This is a genomic window from Actinoallomurus sp. NBC_01490, from assembly GCF_036227085.1.
GTDB classification, from domain to species: domain Bacteria; phylum Actinomycetota; class Actinomycetes; order Streptosporangiales; family Streptosporangiaceae; genus Actinoallomurus; species Actinoallomurus oryzae.
Map to the genome: position 1 here is coordinate 6650494 of NZ_CP109433.1, position 18901 is coordinate 6669394.

An 18901-nucleotide genomic window follows, 5' to 3' on the forward strand; every position below is an offset into this window, starting at 1 on the left:
ACCGGCGCGGTCCAGTGGCCGGAACGTCGCCGCAGCGGCCTGGAGACCGCCCGTGAGCTCGCCCCCCGGGCCGCTAGCCACGCCAGGTGCGGGTCAGGGCTTGCGGGCGACGGCGGCGTAGCAGACCGACCGGCCGGGGTCGTTCACGAGGCCCGTGTCGGCGTCCGGGCGCCACTGGGGCAGCCAGACGAGTCCCGGCTCGACGAGCGGCAGGCCCTCCAGGAGGGCGGCGACCTCCTCGCGCGTGCGGTTGTACGCGGTCTCGGTGGCCTTGCGGTAGACCTGGATCGCCTCGTCCAGCTCGGGGAAGCTGTCGGCGGTCGCGTGGGAGACGACGAGGTGGCTGCCGGGCGGAAGGGGCGCGAGCAGCGTGTCGATGACCCGGCGCGGGTCCTCGTCGTCGGAGAGGAAGTGGAGGATCGCCACGAGGAGCACGGCGACCGGCCGGTCGAAGGCCAGCGTCCGCCGCAGCCACTCGTCATCGAGGATCTTCTCGGGTTCCCGGAGGTCGTGCTGGACGATGGCGGTCTGGTCGACTCCCTGCAGCATCTCCCGGCCGTGGGCGATGACGATCGGGTCGTTGTCGACGTAGACGATGCGGCTTTCCGGCGCGATGCCTTTCGCGATCTCGTGCACCGATCCCATGGTCGGCAGGCCGGCACCGATGTCGAGAAACTGGCGAATTCCGGCTTCTGCGGCGAGATACCGCACGGCACGGCCGAGAAACCGGCGGTTTTCTCGCGCGGCGGTGCGGACGAGCCCCTTCGGCATGGCCGCGATCACTTTTTCGGCGGCCTCGCGGTCGGCCGGGTAATGATCACGCCCGCCGAGATAATAGTCGTACATGCGTGCGGGGCTGGGGATGTCGGGCCGGAACACGTCCGACGGCCGGGTACTCGACATCGAGCCTCCCTTGTTGCCAAGGCGGGGAAGAAAAGGCTGATTCTGTCATCGTGACGCATCGGCCGGGGGTGGTAACAGGGCCCAGACCCATTTGCCCGGCCGATCGCGCCTCGGCGCCCAGTCCCATCGACGGCTGTGGGCGGCCACCAGGTACAGACCGCGGCCCGTCTCGGCGGCGAAGTCGGCCTCGGCGAGCACGGGCGGCCGGTCGCTCGGGTCGGCGACCAGGCACACGACCGACCGGCGACGTCGGACGAGCCGCAGGAGGACGGGGGGATGCGGCCGGACCTCGACGGACGGCAGGGCGTGACGGAGCGCGTTGGTCACCAGCTCGGACACGACCAGGGTCGCGGCGGGGATGTGCCCGCCGAGCCCCCAGGCGCTCATGACGGCGGCCGTACGGTCGCGGGCGAACTTCACCCAGGTGAGATCGTCGCCCAGCGCGATCGTCAGATCGTCACCCGGACGAGTCTTTATGTGCAGGGATATACCTGGATCATCCTCGCCATCGGGATGATCCATGATCAACCCGAATTCCGGGCAGACGATCTCCGCCCGGGTCACCGGTGTTCCGACCATCGAAAGTCCTCGGTGTGTGACTCCAGGGTCAGGACGGCGACCCCGTTACCGAGATATCATTCCGCCGTGCAATTGCACCCGCAACCACATCGGCCGATCCGGACGCATAATGTTCGGACCCAATCGCGCGGCCACCGCGGCACGGAAACGGCCCTGGCCGTACGCCTCTTTTTAGGGTGGCCGTAATGAACATTTCCGGCTCGGGACCCGTGGTCCTCCGCATTCTCCTCGGCGCCGAACTCCGCCGCCTTCGTGAACTCGCCGACGTCACGCCCCAGCAGGCCGCACGCGAGATCGGCGCGTCGGAGTCGAAGATCAGCCGGATGGAGCGAGGCCGTAACGCGTTCAAGCAGGAGGACGTCGCCGAACTCCTCTTCCTGTACGGCGTCGGCGACGAGACCATCCGCGAGGACCTGCTGTCGCTGGCCCGGCGCGCCAACCAGCCCGGCTGGTGGCACAGTTACAACGACGTCCTGCCCGGCTGGTTCCAGGCCTACGTCGGCCTGGAGAACGCCGCGCAGCGCATCCGGACGTATGAGTCGCACTACATCCCCGGTCTGCTGCAGAGCTCCGACTACGCCGCCGCGGTGATCGCCCTGGACGGTTTCCGCGCCGAGGAGGTCGACCGGCGGGTCACGCTCCGGCGCGACCGCCAGCGACGGTTCCGCGACGGTGCGCTCCGGCTGTGGGCGATCATCGACGAGGCCGCGCTGCGCCGGCCGCTCGGCGGCGCCGACGTCATGCGCCGCCAGCTCGAAGAGCTCGTGGCCGCCACCAAGCTGCCGAACCTGACCCTGCAGGTCACCCCGTTCGCCGCCGGCGGTCACACCGCGCTGAACGGATTCTCCATCCTCCGCTTCCCCGATCCGCAGCTGACCGACGTCATCTACGTCGAACAGCTCACGAACGCGTTGTACCTGGACAAACGCGAGGAGGTCGATGCCTACCTACTCGTGATGGAGCGCCTGTCGATCATCAGCGCCTCCCCCGACGAGTCGGTCGACATCATCAACCGCATCATGGACGACTATTGAGCCCGCTCCACAACGGCATGCCCGCCGGCGACCTGCCCGACGCCCACTGGCACAAGAGCCCGGCCAGCAGCCCGCAGGGCAACTGCGTCGAGCTCGCCGCGCTGCCCGGCGAGCAGATCGCCATGCGCAACTCCCGGCACCCCGACGGCCCGGTGCTGATCTTCACCAAGGCCCAGGTGAAGGGCCTCATCGAGGCGATGAAGCACGGGTCGTTCGACCATCTCCTCTTCCGCCCCCACGCCGACGGCGCTCCCCGCCCTGACCCGCCCGACGGCTGAGAGACCGCCCGGACCCCATGCCTGGCGCCGCACGAGGCGGGTCAGGTGAGTTCGGCCGTGATCCGCGAGAGGCTGCGGATGAGTCGCACCGCGTGCTCGCGCTGGTCCTCCGCCAGCGACTCCCACAGCTCGCCGAAGCGTGCGACGACGTTCCGCATCGTCTCCTCCAGCACCGCCTTGCCCCCGGGGGTCAGCGCCAGGGACGTGGTCCGGCCGTCACTGGCGTGCGGGGCGCGGAGCACCAGGCTCCGGCGCTCCAGCGCCGCCAGCGCACGGGTCACCGTGGGCTGCGCGAGCCCCGCGCGCTCCGCGACGGCGGTGACCCCCTGCCCGCCCGCGACGTCGACCGCGGCGAGGACGACGAGCTGCGGCACCGAGACACCGTCCCCCCGGACGGTGTGGGCGGCGCCACCCGTACGCCGCGCCGTGCGCATCAGGTCCAGGACGGCATCGACGAATTCATCGAAAAGCTCCACGCTTCATCCCCCGCTCACCGATTTATATAGCGTACTATGGAACGGCGGTAAGGAGTCAGGACGGTGATGGATCACTCATTCGGACCCGACGGCTCGGACAGCGCTGTCCGGGGCTCGCGGAACAGACCGCTCTTCATCGTGGGCGTGGACGGCACCGACTCCGGGCTCGCCGCGCTCCGCGAGGCCGCCGACCGGGCAGCGCAGGTCGACGCGCGCATCCTGTGCGTCCACGTCCGCTCTCTGCCCGGCATGTGCGAGATGACGGCGTTCCTCGCTCCGGGCGCCGTGGCGATCAGCCGCGAGTGCCGCGACAGCCGGGAGATCGACGCCTGGCTCCAGTGCGTGCAGACCCTCGACCCGACGGGCCGGTCCTGGCGGTTCAAGGTCGTCTCAGGCCGTCCGGACCGATGCCTCGCGCAGATCGCACGCGCCGAGCACGGCGACGCCCTGTTCGTCGGGCAGTTGCCGCGCGCGCCGTGGTCGCGCTGGTTCCACCGCTGCCCGGCCCGCAGGCTGGCGCGGTCGGGCGTGTGTCCCGTTCACCGCACCGGCGTGACCTGAGCCGTCCTTTGAGACCGTACCGCTGCGGCGGTTCTCTCCGGGCACCGCCTGGACGCCGTTCGCTACGGACGGGGACTCTAGGTCAGTCCCTCGTCGCTTTCCGCCGGACGGGAGCGTGCGGGAGTGCCGTTCTCCTGGGCCAGCCGGTTGAAGCGCGCCAGCATCGTGGCCAGGGTGCGCACGTCCTCCTCCGGCCAGGTGTCGAGCAGCGCGAAGAAGCGCTCCCGGCGCGCGACGCGTACGGCGTCCATCCGGCGCCGCCCCTCGCTCGTGAGCGCGAGCAGGTGGGCACGCCCGTCGCAGGGATCGGCGCGGCGTTCGACGAGACCCAGATCCTCCAGCGCCCTCAGCTGGCGACTGATCGTCGCCTTGCCGACGCCGAAGTAGGCCGCGAGGTCGCTCGGCCGCACCGGCGCGCGGTCGTACAGGCCCAGGAGCAGGCCGTACGCCGCCGGGTCGAGCCCCTGGTGGACCTCACGCATCATGCCGACCGACAGCGCACGCGCGCGGCGCAGGAGGACGCCGAGCTCGTGCTCGACGGCGTCGTAGGTCTCGTGGTCGGCCGCGATCGTCATCACCGTCTTCTCACCTCGTCCGGATCTTGCCGCCGGCGAGGATTGTCCACGGGTCACCTTAGCGCCGGCGCGAACGGCCCTGTTCACCGGACCGCCGCGTGTCATCGCCCGAGGCGGCCGAGCCACACGTCGTGCGTGTCCTCGCCCCGGCCGTCGACGACGACCGGGCTGGTCACCGGCGGATAGGCGGAGGTCGTGAGGGTGTACCGGCCGCCGGTCAGATCGCCGAAGGCGTACGCCCCGTCCGGGCCGGTCGTGGCGACGCCGACCACGTTGCCGGCGGCGTCGTGCAGCGTGACGCGGGCGTCGGCGAGCGGCCCGCGCCCGTCGGCACGGACGACCCCGCGCAGCCGGGCGGCGGGCGGCATCGTGACGTCCTGCCGGGTCCGCCCGTCGCCGACCTCGACCGGTACCGCGGCCGGCCGGCGCGCGCCGGCGCCGACCGTGAGGGTGTACGGCCCGGGCGCCGGCCGGGCGAAGGCGTAGGCGCCGTCGCCGCCGGTCGTGCCGGTCGCGACGACCTCGCCACGCGCGTCGGTGAGGATGACCAGCGCCTCGCGCGCCGGCTCGCCGGCGCGCCCTCCGCGTCGTGGACCGTGCCGGCGAGCCCGCCGGAACCGGCGGGCGCCACGTCGAGCCGCGCGGGCCGGTCGCCGATGTCGACGGGGACCGCGCACGGGTCGTGCTCGCCCGCCGACGCGATCAGGACGTAGCCGCCGCGCCCCGGTGCCGTGAGCGTGTACCGGCCGTCGGCCCCGGCGGTGGCACGGCCGATCTGGCGGCCGTCGGCGTCGATGAGCGTGAGCGCGGCGCGTGCGACCGGGACGCCGGCGGCGTCGCGCACGGTCCCGCGGATGACGTTCCCGGTCTCCGGCGCGCGGCTCGGCACGGCGTACGCGGCCTCGGGCGTACGGTGCGGCGCGGCGTGCGCGGGCCGGTACGCCGCTCTCGCGACCGGAGCCGCGGCGGTCTCGGCGGCACCGGTGTTCGCGGTGCGCAGCGGCGCCTCCTTGATGAACAGGACGGTGATCAGCGCGAGGACCGCGAACGGTGACGCGTAGGCGAACACGTTGCCGATGCCGTGGCCGAACACGTCCTCCACGATCGGCCTGATCTGCGGAGGAAGTGCGGAAAGCCGGGGAATGGAGCCGCCGCCGGCGCCCGTGCCGTGCACGCCGATGCCGGCCAGGCCCTGCGCGGTGTAGTGCGCGACCCGGCCGGACAGCACCGCGCCCAACGCCGACACGCCGACCGCGCCGACCGCGCCGCCGAGCGTACGGAAGAAGGCCACGACCGAGCTGGCGGCGCCGAGCTCCTGCGGGCGGACCTGGTTCCGCACCGACAGCACGAGGTTCTGCATCACCATGCCGAGGCCGATGCCGACGAAGGCCATGAAGACCGCGGCCCGCCAGTACGGCGTGTCGTGCCGCAGTGCTCATCAGGTCATAGCCGCCGGACAGGAAGAGGCCGCCCAGCACGAGGATGCCCTTCCAGCGCCCGGTCCTGGTGATGACGCGCCCGGCCACGGTCGCGTCATCACCAGACCGAAGATCATCGGAAGGGTCATGAGACCGGCGCGGGTCGGGCTCGCGCCCCGGGCGAGCTGGAAGTACTGGCTGAGGAACGTCGTCGCGCCGAACATCGCGACGCCGACGAGGAGGCCGGCCACCACCGCCAGGCTCACGGTGCGGACGCGGAACAGCCGCAGCGGCAGGATCGGCTCGCTCGCGCGCCGCTCCACGAGCAGGAACAGGAGCGCCAGGACCACCGCGCCGCAGAGCATGAGGGCGGTCTGCCAGGACAGCCAGTCGTAGTCGTGGCCGGCGAACGACACCCACACCAGCACGAGGGAGGTCGAGGCGGCGATCAGCGTGGCACCCGCCCAGTCGACCTTCACCTGACGCTTCCGCGCCGGGAGGTCGAGCGTCTTCTGCGGGACGATCAGCGCGAGGACGGCGAACGGCACGCCGACGTAGAAGCACCAGCGCCAGCCCAGCCAGGAGGTGTCGACGATCACGCCGCCGACCAGCGGGCCGCCGATGGTGGCGAGCGCGAACACGGCGCCGATGTAACCGGAGTAGCGACCGCGCTCCCGCGGCGCGATCATCACGGCCATGATCACCTGCGCCAGGGCGGTCAGGCCGCCGGAGGTGCTGGTCCAGCTCGGGCTGCCCGTGATGACCCAGGTGTAGGTGGTCGGGCCCGCGTCACTGGTTGCCTCAAGCGACTTTCTGGACGGGAGAGCGCGCCGGGCGGTCCGGTGCCGTAGGTCGAGCGGCGGGTCAGCCGGGCAGGTTCGCGCGGGCGGCGGAGGTGCGTGCGGTCTCGCGTACGAGCGTGGCGAAGTTGGACGCGAGGCGCCGCGCGTGCCGGGACGACTCCGGCTCGGCCCGCTCGGCCCTGGCGCGGAGGACGCGCAGGTCCAGGCCGGCATCGGCGAGGGCGGCCTCGTCCCAGCGGTCGAGCCGGTCGGCTCCCGCCTCCGGATGGAACTGCACGCCCCAGGCCCGCTCCCCCACGCGGAACGCCTGGATCGGGCAGGCGTCGCTCTCGGCCAGCAGGACGGCGTCCGGCGGGAGCTCGGTGACCTGGTCGCGGTGGTTCTGGATGAAACGGAGCCGATCCGGCAGCCCGGCGAACAGCGGGTCCCCCTCGGCCTCGCGGCGCAGCGAGACGTGGCACGAACCGCGCTCCGGACGGCCGTGGTCGCCGCGGACCACGCCGCCCGCGACCATGGCCAGCACCTGGGCGCCCAGGCAGATGCCCAGCAGCGGGACGCCGCGCGCCACCGCTTTCCGCGTCAGCTCGCGCTCGGCCGCCAGCCACGGGGCGCGTTCGTCGTCATCGGGCAGGAGGCCGCCGCCGAGCAGGACCACCGCGTCGTAGCCGTCCGGCGTGGCGGGGACCGCGTCGCCCGTCACCTCGACCATGTGCAGGCCGTCAGCCTCCCACCAGGGAAGGAGCCGGCCGAGCGGGCTCCGCTCCGCGTTGCGGACGACGAGGACCCGGTGGGGAGGAAGAGAGGTCACTGCTGCGCTCCATCGAACGTCTGCTGCGGTCGGGCCGGCGCACCTCGTCCGATGTCCCGCGTCACTTGGGGCCGGCGGGTGACCACTATTCCAGCCCCGCGGACCGCCCGCTCCACGAGCGTCCGCCCCGTGCGTACCCGTTCGTCGGTGGACGGCTTTGGACGTACGTCTCATATGCCGCATCATGTCCCGGGTGAGTCACGCAGAGGAGCTCGATCACCCGCCTTGGCCGGTGGCGGGTCCGGAGGATCTCGGCACGGCTCTCCGGGCCGCCCGCGAGGGGGACGAGGACGCCTTCCGCACGCTCTACCGGCAGTTCCACCCTCGGCTGCTGCGCTACGTACGCACACTGGTCGGCGACGACGCCGAAGACGTCACCTCCGAGGCGTGGCTGCACATCGCCCGGGACATCACCGTCTTCGACGGCGACGCCGAGGGCTTCCGCGCCTGGACGGCGACCATCGCCCGTCACCGTGCGCTCGACCATCTTCGCCGTCGCCGGCGCCGTCCGGTCGAGCAGGCGCCGGTCGCCGAGTTCCCCGACCCGCCCGCGCCCGACGACACCGAGACGGCGGTGCTGGACTCGCTGTCCACCCGGGCGGCCCTGGCGCTGATCGCCCGCCTGCCCCGCGACCAGGCTGAGATCATCGTGCTGCGCGTCGTCATCGGCCTGGACGCCAAGGCCGTCGCGCGGCTCGTCGGCAAACGCCCCGGAGCCGTACGGACGGCGGCGCACCGCGGGCTGCGCCGTCTCGAGCGTCTCATCAACGACCTGGAGCTCCCGCGATGAACGATCCCGGTCTCGACCCCGACACCGCCGAGCGGATGCTCCGCGGAGAACCCGCCGGACCGCCGGGGCTCGCCGCGCTGCTCGCCGCGGTGTCCGCGCGCCCGGTACGGGAGCCGGACGGTGAGGAGGCGGCCGTCGCGGCGTTCCGCGAGGCGCGTTCGCTCCCGTCCGCAAGCCCGCGCCGGATCCGTACGCCGGCCGGGCTGAAGGCGGCCGTGGCCGCCCTCGTGTTGCTGCTCGCCGGGGGCGTCGCCGTGGCGGCCACCGGGCACTCGCGTGGACCCGCGAGGACCGGCTACCCCGAGCGTACCGACGCACCGGCCGGGTCGGGCCGTACGACGGGCCGCTACGGCCCGAGCCCGCCTCCGGGCCTGAGCCCGCGTCCGAGCACGAGCCCGACTCCACGCACGGCGGCCTCGCACCCCACGCCGGAGGCCGGGCGCAGCGAGCGGCCGTCGCAGGAGACGGAGACGCCGTCCGGGAAACCGCAGAGGCACACCCCGCGGGACAAAGCAACCGTCAAGGTGGGCGTTCCGTCCGTCCGACCGCGGAAGCTCATCGGGACGAGCCCCACGAAGAAGATCGCGCAGGACGAGGCCGATTCCGTGGCGGGCACCCTCGGGAACCTGTGACACCGAAGGCGGCCGTGACGGTGGAAATCAGTAGTCCTCGCCTCTCTCCCGTGAGTTCCGTAACGGGCGAACTGCATTCAAACGCGGGGGAGGGGCGAGGGCCGTCGCGGGCTCACCCGGCTCAGCGCGGCGCTCCGGCCGCCGCTCGCCGCAGCGCGCCGCGAGGCCACATGACCTCGACGCGGATCGCCCGGCGGCGGGCCTCCTCCACGGCCTCGGCGGTGCCGCCGCGACCGCGGGCGGGACGGCCGTCCCACACGGCGATCAGCCGGTCCGCGCCCCGCAGCATCAACTCGTTGGCCGCCGCGTACGAGGCCGGGACCGGCAGGTCGAACGGCAGTGTGTCGACCCTCTCGGCCCGGCTCAGGAGCGCGTCGTAGGCCCGGCGCGCGTCCGGCGGGAGCGAGGCGCGGTAGCCGCTCGCCGCGACGACCACGTGCAGCCGGCCGCCGAGCCCCAGTACGGCGCGGGCGAAGATCTGGTCCGCGCCGGGGGCCAGACAGGAGACGCCGACCAGGTCCGGGCCGTACGGCGCGAGGGTCTCGTGGATGGCGGACGACACCAGGCGCGCGGTCCGCTCGGTGAGGTCGCGGTGGCCGGTGACCGCCACGCGCGGGCACCCGGCCGGCAGGCCGGTCGTCAACTCAGGTCTCCAGCGGGAGTTCGGTCATCACGGCGGCGTCGGCGTAGGTCGCGGCCAGCCGCTCGACGGCGGCGTAGCGCGTCGCGTCGGCCTGCAGCCCCTCGAGGTACTCGACCGCGCCCGGCACGCCGAGGTGGACGTACAGCGGCAGGATACCGGTGAAGAACTCCCGGTACTCCAGGCCGGACAGGCCGAGGACCGGCCGCTCCCCCACGCCCGTGCGGTTGGTGCGGCGGGTCCGCTCGGCGAGGGCGGTCAGCTCCGCCTGGAGCGCCGCCGTCTCGGCCGTTCCGTCGCCGCGCACGGCGTCCAGGAGCGCGGCGGCCGGCTCCTCGTGGCCGTGCACGATCAGGTTGTCCGCGGACAGCCGCGCCATGCGTTCGACGTCCCGCCGCGACGCGTGGTGGTCGCGGCACAGCCGCAGGGCGTACTCCACGGCCTGGTTCTCCCGGATCGCCAGGAGCTCCTCCAGGGTGTACGGGCGCATCTCGGCGTCGGCCGGAAACTGGAACCGCGCCGGCAGCCGGCAGTCGAACACCCAGTAGAACAGGTGCTCCTTGGCGTGGTGGTAGTAGCGCATGTTCCGCGCGAACGTGACCCCCTGCGACAGGTCCGCGCCGAGCTCCAGCGCGATCCGGCGGCGGGCGGCGACCATCGGCGCGTGCGATGGCAGGGGGAAGGTCCCGACCCCGGCGTGCTCCTCCAGCCGCCGGTAGTCCTCCTGCGTGATGTAGCCGGCGGGGTGGGACAGGTGGTCGAGTTCGCGTTCGGCATTGCGCGAGGTGCGGAACTGCAGCAGCGGCACGGCCGCGCCCCGCGACTCCCACCAGGTGACGACGAGGACGAGCGGCAGCCAGCCCGTCGCGCCGGAGCCGCGCCGCAGGACGCGGTTGCCGAACCGGGCCTCGGTGATCTGGAAGATGTCGTCGTCATCCGGCTCGCCGATGGGCAGGACCTCGTCGTACTTGGTGCTGAGGTCGACGATGTCGTTGAACGCGGCGCCGAAGTACTGGTCGGTGCGGTCGGCGAACTCCAGCATGAGGTGGTCGGAGGCGCTGCGCCGCGGCGGACGGATCACCATCTGCACGACGCGGCGCCCGTCGGGCATGTCGAACAGCGTCCCGGTGAAGGGCGGGATGTGCCCGTACTCGTGCAGCGTCAGCCGGTGCGGCTGGTTCTCCTTCTGCAGGAACGCCGACAGGGACCGCCGCCCGTAGCCGGCGTTCTGCCGGCGGCGCCGCAGCGCCGTCTCCTTGTCGGGGAACTGCGCGTCGTGCTCGTCGCGGACCAGCTCCAGCAGGCCGTCCTCCAGGAAGACGATGCGCAGCGAACGCCAGAAGGCGTGGCTTCCGTGCCGGGACCGCTTCCGTTTGAGCGCGGCCTCCAGCGACTCGGCGAGGCTGGTGTTGGTCCAGCCCACGACGGTGACGTTCACGGCCTCGGCGAGCAGCGAGACGAACCGGTCGCCCTCGCCCACGTAGCCGGAGGTGACCTGCGGGTGCTCGGTCTCCTCGTCGCCGGCCGGCGCGAGCACGGCCGGCGAGGCGCCGTTCAGGCGGACGAGCGCGTCGTGGATGTCGCGTGCCAGCCGGGTCACCTCCCGGGTGAACTCCGCGTCCGCCAGCCCCGCGAGGTCGATCCCCTGGCGCTCGTTCACGTCCAGCCGCCGTCGCCGCTGCTCCGCGGTCAGGCCCTCCTCGGCCGGGGAACCGGCGGGCATGACCGGGAAGATCCGCGGGACCGAGCGCGCCGAGCCCTCCTCGAGCGAGTGGTCCCGCTCGGCCCGGACGAAGAACTCATACTCCCGCGCGCACCAGTCCGAGATCAGGTACCGCTCGGTGAGGACGGCGATCATCACCGAGCTCGTGCGCAGGGCGCCGGTGATGGTGCGCTGCCAGCGCTGCGCGGTCGGGATCCCGTCCTGGTCGAGGAAGACGGTGAGCCGGCGACCGGCGATCGCGGCGAACGCCTCCTGGAGCTCCTCGACCAGCCGCTGGATGAGCTGCGGGTCGTCATCATGGGCATAGCTGACGAATACGTCGAAGCCGGCCGCTCCCTGACTCAACCATTCCTCCGTGTCCAGCCCTGCCCTCCTTCCCTTCGACGCGCGGGCCGCCCCGCCGGTGCCACTGAGGTCAGCTCAGGTGTGTGAGGCCCACCAGAGAGTGTGCTCGCGGGAGATGGCCTCCTCCGCCTCGTCCACGAAGTGGGCCCACTCGACCTCGGTCTGTGGCCACTCGGCGCGTTCGGCGATGGTGGCGAGCTCGAGCGCGGCGACGGAGTAGGCGCTGGCCAGCTGCTGGTGCTGCCGGGTCTGCAGCCAGGCGACGCCGCCGGCGGCGAGCGCGCCGAAGATCCCCGGCAGGTCGAAGTCGACCAGCTGGACGGCCGCCAGCACGGCCGCCACGAGCCCGGCCGTCTCCAGGGCGGCCAGCGCGACCGACCACTGGGCGCTGCGGCGCTCATTGCGCCGCGCCCGGCCGGCGTACCAGGCCCGCTGGTCGTTGATCCGCCCGATGAGGTACTGCCGCTGCCGTTCCTCCAGCGGCAGCGTGCGCACATGGCGCATCGCCGAGGTCACCTGGCGATCCTCGCCGCGCACGGGCACCGGGGCGAAGTCGCGCAGGCTGGAGGTGATGCCGGTGAAGCGCCGCAGGAGGAGCCGCTCGGCGCCGCGCTCGTCCGCACCCCCGTCCAGGTCGAACGGCTGGCCGCCCACGGCGTAGCGCCACGCGAGGGTCTTGGCGGACTCGGCCGCGGCGCGCGCTTCGTACCAGTGGCGGTCGGGCCGGACGGTCAGCAGGAAGACCTCGGTGACCAGCGCCGTCGCCAGGGACGCGGCCGCGCAGATCGCGGCGGCGTCGACGCGCCCGGCGTTGAGGCTGAACGAGCCGAAGACGGCGGCGAGGAGGAGCGAGGCGAGCTGGAACCGGACGGCGAGGAGAAAACGCCGCTGCCCCACCGTCGCGCTGTGGTCGGCGGCACGGTAAAGCGCCGGAAACTCCGACTCCGCTATCACCTCCACACACTAAGAAATGCATCACCATACGTACGAATGTCAATGAGGTACCCTATCCGGGCAACGGGATATCTCTTTTCGGCAAGCCGGGAATCGGCGCAATGACCTCGGAGGTAACGGACCCGGCGCGCCGGGACTGGCAGAATGCCGCGCATGCCCTCCCCCGACGAGTTGCGCTCGGCGATGCCGTTCGCGCAGGCCACCGGCGTGATGATCGAGACCGCGTCCCCCGAAGAGGTCACCGGAACGCTCGGCTGGGCGCCGGAGCGCTGCACCGCCGGCGGCGCGCTGCACGGCGGCGCGCTGATGACCCTCGCCGACAGCATCGGCGCCGTCTGCGCCTTCCTCAACCTGCCCCCGGACGCCGCCACCACGACCGTCGAGTCGAGCAGCCGCTTCTTCCGCGCCGTGCGCGAGGGACAGGTGCGGGCGGTCGCGCGCCCGCTGCACGCCGGGCGCAGGACCATCGTCGTCCAGACCGACCTGTACGACGACGGCGGGCGCCACGTCGCGCAGACCACCCAGACGCAGGCCGTGCTAGGGACACCGGGCCGGGCGTAATGCGCGTTTAATACGGACATTCCTGGCGGGTATAAAGGGAGCAACACCAGTCCGCAGGAGGGCCCGTGACGGAGAGCACGATCACCAGGACCGGCGCGTACCGACCGCGGGCCATCAGCTTCCTCAAAATCCACGAGGCGGCCGGCTGGCGGCTGAAGTTCTACGGCATCACGGTGAACGGGGGGCCGCCCCGGGCCGAGCTCGTCACGGTCGGCGAAGCGCTCGTGCCCTCGGTGCTGCCGAACCCGGCCGTGCACAGCGGAGGCGGCGACCCGCACGACATCGACCGGTACGGCGTCGGCTTCGTCATTCTCCACGACGCGAGGGACTACGCCTTCGCCCTGTTCGACTGGTGGGCCGGCGAGAACGAGCTCCACCAGCGGATCTACTCCGCACTGCCGACGCGGCTCGGCGCGATGCGGCCGCATCCGACGCCCGCGATCGGCTGCGTGTGGGAGCTGGCCGTCACCGAGTTCGAGCGGCGCGCCTGGCTCGAACACGTGCTCGCCCGGCCCGGCGGACCCGACATCGAGGCCTACCTCGCCCAGCGTTTCCAGGGTGACGTGTGAAGACGGTCCTTGGCGCCTGCCCGCTCGACTGCCCGGACGGCTGCTCCTGGCTGGTGACCGTGGACGACGACGGCACGGCCGTGAAGCTGCGCGGCAACCCCGCCCACCCCGTGACCCGCGGCGCGCTGTGCGTGAAGGTCAACCGCTACCTGGAGCAGACCTCGGCGCCCGACCGCATCCTGCACCCGATGCGGCGCGTCGGCCGCAAGGGCGAGGGCCGCTTCGAGCGGATCAGCTGGGACGAGGCCCTCGACGAGATCGCCGGCCGGCTCGGCGACATCACGCGCGAGTACGGCGGCCAGGCGATCTGGCCGTTCCACGGCACCGGCTCGCTCGGGTACGTCCAGGGGCTGGAGGGCTTCGCGGGCCGCCGTTTCTTCAACGTCCTCGGCGCCTCGGTGCACGAGCCGACCATCTGCTCGATCGCCGGCAGCGCGGGCCTGAAGTACACCCTCGGCACCTCCGGCGGCATGGATCCGGAGGACTTCGCCCGGTCCAAGCTGGTCCTGCTCTGGGGCACGAACCCGCTGACCAGCGGTCATCACTCCTGGAAGTTCATCCAGGACGCCCGGCGCGACGGCGCGTACGTCGTGGCCATCGACCCGGTGCGCACCCGCACCGCGGCGCAGGCCGACGAGCACCTGGCCCCGATGCCGGGCACCGACGCCGCGCTGGCCCTCGGCCTGCTGCACGTCATCGTCCGCATGGGCGCGCACGACCAGGACTACATCGACGCGCGCACGCTCGGCTGGGAGGCCTTCCGCGCCCGCATCGAGGAGTTCCCGCCCGACCGGGTCGCGAAGATCACCGGGCTGCCCGAGGAGCGGATCGTCGCGCTCGGTGAGCGCGTCGCCCGCACCCGGCCGACCGCGATCCGCGCCACGCAGGGCATCCAGCGGCACGCGGGCGGCGGGATGGCGCTGCGCACGCTCGCCTGCCTGCCCGGCGTGACCGGCGACTGGGCGCTCCCCGGCGGGGGCCTGTACTACTCCACGAGCGGCCACTTCAAGCTCAACCTGCCCAAGCTCGTGCGGATCGACCTGCTGCCGCACCCGGTGCGGAGCCTGACCATGACCCGCCTCGGCGAGGGGCTGCTCGAGGTGGACGACCCGCCGGTCAAGGCGCTCTTCGTCATCGCGGCCAACCCGGTCGGCAGCAACCCGGCGCAGGGGAAGGTGCGCCGGGGGCTGTCCCGCGAGGACCTGTTCACCGTGGTGCTGGAGCACTTTCCCACGGACACCACGGACTACGCCGACATCGTGCTGCCGGCCACGATGCAGACCGAGCACCTCGACGTCATCGCCGGGTACGGGCACCTCTACCTGGTCTGGAACGAACCGGCCGTGGCCCCGCCGGGCGAGTGCCTGTCCACCTCCGAGACGTTCCGCCGGCTGGCCCGCCGCATGGGCATGACCGAGCCGAGCCTGTACGACTCCGACGAGGACCTCGTACGGCAGCTCCTCGACTCGGCCCACCCGTGGCTGGACGGCATCACCGTGGAGGAACTCCGCAGGCGCGGGTTCGCCCGCCTGCGGGTCGACCGGCCCTTCCTGCCGTTCGCCGACGGCTTCCCGACCTCCTCGGGGCGGCTGGAGTTCTACTCCGAGCGCGCCACGCGTCTGGGGCTCGACCCGCTGCCCGGGTTCACCCCGCACGCCGACCCCGGCGAGGGGCTCGTGCTCATCTCCGCCGCGCCCCACCACTTCCTCAACACGACCTTCGGCAACAACCCCGAGCTGCGGCGCCGGGCCGGCGGGCCGGTGATCGTCCTGCATCCGGACGACGCCGCCGCGCGGGGCATCGCCGACGGCGACGCGGTCCGCGTGCACAACGCACGGGGCGCGTTCGAGGCCACGGCGGAGGTCTCGGACCGCGTACGTCCCGGGGTGGCCGCCACCACCAAGGGGCGCTGGGCGAAGTTCACCGGTGGCGCCACCGTCAACGCGACGATCGACGAACGGGACGCGGACATGAGGCACGGCGCGGTCTTTCATGACAACCGTGTCGAGGTTGATCTTTCCTGAGATTTACTGATATTCCCGGTGGATCCTGCCCGCCGCGGCCTGCCACCGGCGCACCTCACCGCTGAACCGATCAAGACAGGCGACGTACGGGTATTGGCCTGTACTGATCATCGGTCGATCGGAGCGTGATGACGCACGAAGCGGTATGTACGGACCTGGGAGACGCCCTGCCGCTGTCTCCCGGTTACATCGAGACCTTCTACCGGCCCTTCGTCGAGGGCGGCGGGGCGCGGTCGCTCATCCGGTCGATCCTCGCGGACGAGAGCCGTCTCGCCTGGTGCGCCGCGAACGGCTACCGGCACCACAACGACTTCACCAAGGTGGTGCTCGCGGTCTCGCCCGCCGGACGCAAGCTCGTCTGGCACGAGTGGCGGCAGCGGCAGCCCTGGGTGGACGGCGACTACCACAACCATCGCTGGGACTTCGTGTCCTACCTCGCCGCGGGTGAGCTGGAGCTGACGGAGTACGAGGAGGACCCGCAAGGTGAGCTGGCGGTGAGCCACTACCGCTACGAGTCGCCCGGATCCCGCGCGGAGTACGTCCTGCGGCTGACCGGCCCCGCCCGGCTGCTCGAGGTGCGGCGGCGGAAGGTCGCGTCCGGCGAGTACTACCACCAGCCGTACGCGATCGTGCACAACGCCGCCTCGATGGCGCAGGGCACCAGCACGCTCATCGTGCAGGGCGAGGTGGCCTCCGCCGCGACCGACGTCTATCTGGCCGGGGCGGACGAGGAGCGGCTCAGCCGCGCCGCGCCGCGGCTGTCGCCCGCCGACCTGCGACCGCTGCTGGAGGAGTTCCACGCCCGCCTGAGCGGCCGGTGACAGGCCGTACCGGGATCCCGGCCGCCGCCGGAACGGTGTCACGTGGGACCGGGGTGCTCCCCGGAGGCTCGCGGTCGCGCCGAGGCCGCTCCCACGGCCGCCCGGGCGGCCGATGACCGTACGGGAACCACGGCCGGGACTCCCGTACGGTCTCCGGGCGGCTCACGGGCGGGCGGCGCGGCACATCTCCAGTACGTTCGTGATGATGCGGTGGCCGGTCTCGCCGGTCGCGGTGAGGATCGACTCGGGGTGGAACTGCACCGCCCAGCGCCGGCGGAGCGGATCCTCGATCGCCATGACGACGTCGCCCAGCGTCGCGGTCACCTCGAACCTCTCACCGACCCGGTCCCGCGTCGTGTGCAGCGAGTGGTAGCGCGCCGCGGTGAACTCCGCCGGCAGCCCCTCGAACAGCCGCCCGCCGGCGACCACGACGCGGCCCGGCTTGCCGTGCGCGGGTTCGGGCAGCAGCGCCAGCTCGCCTCCGGCGTGCTCGACCATGCCCTGCAGGCCGAGGCACACGCCGAAGACCGGCAGGTCGCGGGCGTAGACGGCGTCGAGCAGGCCGGCCGTGTCGAAGTCGGCGGGCCGGCCCGGGCCCGGTGAGAGCACGACGAGGTCGGGACGGATCTCGTCCAGCATCTTGTCGGGGAAGCCGAACCGCAGCGTCGTCACGTCGGCGCCCTGCTGGCGGAAGTAGTCGGCCAGGGTGTTGACGAAGGAGTCCTGGTGGTCCACGAGCAGCACCCGCAGGCCCTCGCCGGCCCGTGCCCGCCCGGCCTCCGCCTCCTCACCGGTCTCGTCGGCCGGGGAGAGCGCGGCGATCAGGGCGCGCGCCTTGAGGTAGGTCTCGCGCTCCTCCGCGTCGGGGTCGGAGTCGTACAGCAGGGTGGCCCCGGCGCGTACGGCGGCGACACCGTCGCGGATCTGCGCGGTGCGCAGCGTCAGGCCGGTGTTCATCGAGCCGTCGAACCCGATGCAGCCGACCGCGCCGCCGTACCAGCGTCGCGGCGTCTCCTCGTGGTCCTCGATGAACTGCATCGCCCAGGTCTTGGGCGCGCCGGTCACCGTGACCGCCCACATGTGCGTCAGGAACGCGTCGAGCGCGTCGTACCCGGGCCGCAGCCGCCCCTCGATGTGATCGACGGTGTGGATCAGCCGGGAGTACATCTCGATCTGCCGGCGGCCGATCACCTTGACGCTGCCGGGCACGCAGACCCGCGACTTGTCGTTGCGGTCGACGTCGGTGCACATCGTCAGCTCGGACTCGTCCTTGGCGGAGTTGAGCAGCTCACGGATGTTGTCGGCGTCTTCCAGCGGGTCGTCGCCGCGCCGGATGGTGCCCGAGATCGGGCACGTCTCGACCCGGTCGCCGGTGACGCGCACGAACATCTCCGGCGAGGCGCCGACGAGGAACTCCCCCTCGCCCAGGTTGAAGAAGAACTCGTACGGCGCCGGGTTGGTGACCCGCAGCCGCTCGAAGAACGCCGCCGGCGACGGGCAGGGGCCGTACATGACGTGGCCGGGCACGACCTCGAACAGGTCGCCGCGGACGAACTTCTCCTTGGCCGCGCGCACCACCTCGGCGTACGCACCGGGCGTGGGCTGCGGCGGCAGCTCGCGCGGCCGTGGCGCCGGCGTCGGCTCGGTCCGCCGCGGCAGGCCCCGGGTGCTCACGCCGCCGACCTCGAAGTCGTACGACATCCGCGCCGACGTCTCGCGCTTGCGGTCCACCACGATCATCTCGTCGGCGAGGTGAAGGACGAGGTCGCGCTGGTCGGCCGGGCGCTCGATGGCGAGCCGGATCGGCTCGAACTGGAACGCCAGGTCGTAGCCGAACGCGCCGTACAGGCCCAGGTGCGGGTCCGGCCCGGCGAAAAGATCGCAGACGGCGCGCAGCGCGGTGAAGACGGTGGGCCGGCGGCTGCGCTCCTCCTCGGCGACGACCTCGTCGGAGGAGGGGACGAAGACCTCGACGCCACCGGGGAACTCGGCGGGCTCGCCGGTGGCGGCCACGGCCGACGAGACGGCCGGGAGCAGCACCTGCCCGCGCTCGTTGAGGGCGCGTACGGTCAGGCGGCGCCCGCGCGCGACGATCTCCAGGCAGGGGTCGACGTAGGCCATGTGCCAGCGGCTGTACCGGCCGGGGTACTCCATGCCGGAGCTGAGCACGCCGCCCCGGCGCGTGCCCACGGCCTCGACCAGCGCGTCCAGCGCCTCGCTCTTGCGCGCCGGGTCAACGGGCGTGTCGGTACGGACGACCCGCAGGCCGCCCGCCGTCGTATAGTCCGTCGTCGTCTCCACGATCGGCCCTTCGATCATCCAGGCCCTCGTCGGCGGAAACGAGAAACGACCGCCGGACGAGGGCGGTCGCTGCGGTGTCCGAGAACGCGAAACCCGCGCCGCCTAG

General features: G+C 72.4%; 20 protein-coding genes and 1 pseudogene. 9 read left to right on the forward strand and 12 right to left on the reverse strand.

What is annotated here, in order from left to right:
- Positions 1-93 precede the first annotated feature (93 nt).
- Complete coding sequence (locus OG417_RS31105) at positions 94-903, reverse strand: SAM-dependent methyltransferase (protein ID WP_329236094.1); 810 nt, start codon at positions 901-903, stop codon at positions 94-96.
- Positions 904-948: 45 nt separating this feature from the next.
- Complete coding sequence (locus tag OG417_RS31110; protein ID WP_329236096.1) at positions 949-1482, reverse strand: ATP-binding protein; 534 nt, start codon at positions 1480-1482, stop codon at positions 949-951.
- Between the two features lie 185 nt (positions 1483-1667).
- On the opposite strand from OG417_RS31110, the gene OG417_RS31115 reads away from it, so the two are divergent.
- Positions 1668-2516 (forward strand): helix-turn-helix domain-containing protein, encoded by an 849-nt coding sequence (locus tag OG417_RS31115; RefSeq protein WP_329236099.1) that lies wholly within the window; start codon positions 1668-1670, stop codon positions 2514-2516.
- Entirely contained in the window at positions 2513-2794 is a 282-nt protein-coding gene (locus OG417_RS31120) for a DUF397 domain-containing protein (protein WP_329236101.1), read from the forward strand. The genes OG417_RS31115 and OG417_RS31120 overlap by 4 nt, the downstream gene beginning before the upstream one ends.
- A 41-nt stretch (positions 2795-2835) precedes the next feature.
- Here the strand turns inward: OG417_RS31120 and OG417_RS31125 are convergent, their stop codons facing one another.
- Positions 2836-3270: a MarR family winged helix-turn-helix transcriptional regulator gene (locus tag OG417_RS31125; protein ID WP_329236103.1), complete on the reverse strand. Its 435-nt coding sequence runs from the start codon at positions 3268-3270 to the stop codon at positions 2836-2838.
- Positions 3271-3336: 66 nt separating this feature from the next.
- On the opposite strand from OG417_RS31125, the gene OG417_RS31130 reads away from it, so the two are divergent.
- Positions 3337-3831, forward strand: coding sequence for a universal stress protein (locus tag OG417_RS31130; protein WP_329236105.1), 495 nt, complete (start codon positions 3337-3339; stop codon positions 3829-3831).
- 77 nt (positions 3832-3908) lie between these two features.
- Here OG417_RS31130 and OG417_RS31135 read toward each other — a convergent pair whose 3' ends face one another.
- The 5 genes and pseudogenes from OG417_RS31135 to OG417_RS31155 form a co-directional block, all read right to left on the reverse strand.
- A complete protein-coding gene (locus tag OG417_RS31135) occupies positions 3909-4406 on the reverse strand; it encodes a MarR family winged helix-turn-helix transcriptional regulator (protein ID WP_329236107.1) in 498 nt (165 codons plus the stop codon).
- 101 nt (positions 4407-4507) lie between these two features.
- Positions 4508-5083, reverse strand: a complete 576-nt coding sequence (locus OG417_RS54485) for an MSCRAMM family protein (RefSeq protein WP_442875773.1) — start codon at positions 5081-5083, stop codon at positions 4508-4510.
- Positions 5047-5799: pseudogene (locus OG417_RS54490) on the reverse strand (MFS transporter); the annotation flags it as partial. The pseudogene OG417_RS54490 and the gene OG417_RS54485, both read right to left, overlap by 37 nt.
- Before the next feature lie 45 nt (positions 5800-5844).
- Complete coding sequence (locus tag OG417_RS31150; protein ID WP_329262753.1) at positions 5845-6585, reverse strand: MFS transporter; 741 nt, start codon at positions 6583-6585, stop codon at positions 5845-5847.
- A 103-nt stretch (positions 6586-6688) separates the two neighbouring features.
- Positions 6689-7435, reverse strand: coding sequence for a type 1 glutamine amidotransferase (locus OG417_RS31155; protein ID WP_329236111.1), 747 nt, complete (start codon positions 7433-7435; stop codon positions 6689-6691).
- Positions 7436-7628: 193 nt separating this feature from the next.
- On the opposite strand from OG417_RS31155, the gene OG417_RS31160 reads away from it, so the two are divergent.
- Entirely contained in the window at positions 7629-8225 is a 597-nt protein-coding gene (locus tag OG417_RS31160) for an RNA polymerase sigma factor (RefSeq protein WP_329236114.1), read from the forward strand.
- Positions 8222-8857, forward strand: coding sequence for a hypothetical protein (locus tag OG417_RS31165; RefSeq protein ID WP_329236116.1), 636 nt, complete (start codon positions 8222-8224; stop codon positions 8855-8857). The genes OG417_RS31160 and OG417_RS31165 overlap by 4 nt, the downstream gene beginning before the upstream one ends.
- Before the next feature lie 121 nt (positions 8858-8978).
- On the opposite strand, the gene OG417_RS31170 is transcribed toward OG417_RS31165, so the two are convergent.
- From OG417_RS31170 to OG417_RS31180, 3 genes are all read right to left on the reverse strand, one after another.
- Positions 8979-9500 carry a hypothetical protein gene (locus OG417_RS31170; protein ID WP_329236118.1) on the reverse strand — a complete coding sequence of 174 codons (522 nt, stop codon included), beginning with the start codon at positions 9498-9500 and terminating at the stop codon, positions 8979-8981.
- A gap of 1 nt (position 9501) precedes the next feature.
- Positions 9502-11565, reverse strand: coding sequence for a toll/interleukin-1 receptor domain-containing protein (locus OG417_RS31175; protein ID WP_329236120.1), 2064 nt, complete (start codon positions 11563-11565; stop codon positions 9502-9504).
- 75 nt (positions 11566-11640) lie between these two features.
- Positions 11641-12519, reverse strand: a complete 879-nt coding sequence (locus tag OG417_RS31180) for a DUF4231 domain-containing protein (RefSeq protein ID WP_329236122.1) — start codon at positions 12517-12519, stop codon at positions 11641-11643.
- Positions 12520-12672: 153 nt separating this feature from the next.
- On the opposite strand from OG417_RS31180, the gene OG417_RS31185 reads away from it, so the two are divergent.
- From OG417_RS31185 to OG417_RS31200, 4 genes are all read left to right on the forward strand, one after another.
- A complete protein-coding gene (locus OG417_RS31185; protein ID WP_329236124.1) occupies positions 12673-13080 on the forward strand; it encodes a PaaI family thioesterase in 408 nt (135 codons plus the stop codon).
- Positions 13081-13145: 65 nt separating this feature from the next.
- Complete coding sequence (locus OG417_RS31190) at positions 13146-13649, forward strand: hypothetical protein (RefSeq protein WP_329236125.1); 504 nt, start codon at positions 13146-13148, stop codon at positions 13647-13649.
- Complete coding sequence (locus tag OG417_RS31195) at positions 13646-15673, forward strand: molybdopterin-containing oxidoreductase family protein (RefSeq protein WP_329236127.1); 2028 nt, start codon at positions 13646-13648, stop codon at positions 15671-15673. Before OG417_RS31190 ends, OG417_RS31195 begins: the two co-directional genes overlap by 4 nt.
- A 128-nt stretch (positions 15674-15801) precedes the next feature.
- Positions 15802-16494 carry a hypothetical protein gene (locus OG417_RS31200; RefSeq protein WP_329236129.1) on the forward strand — a complete coding sequence of 231 codons (693 nt, stop codon included), beginning with the start codon at positions 15802-15804 and terminating at the stop codon, positions 16492-16494.
- Positions 16495-16656: 162 nt separating this feature from the next.
- On the opposite strand, the gene OG417_RS31205 is transcribed toward OG417_RS31200, so the two are convergent.
- The gene (locus OG417_RS31205; protein WP_329236131.1) at positions 16657-18813 is read right to left on the reverse strand and encodes an anthranilate synthase component I; all 2157 of its coding nucleotides are present in this window, start codon (positions 18811-18813) and stop codon (positions 16657-16659) included.
- Positions 18814-18901 lie beyond the last annotated feature (88 nt).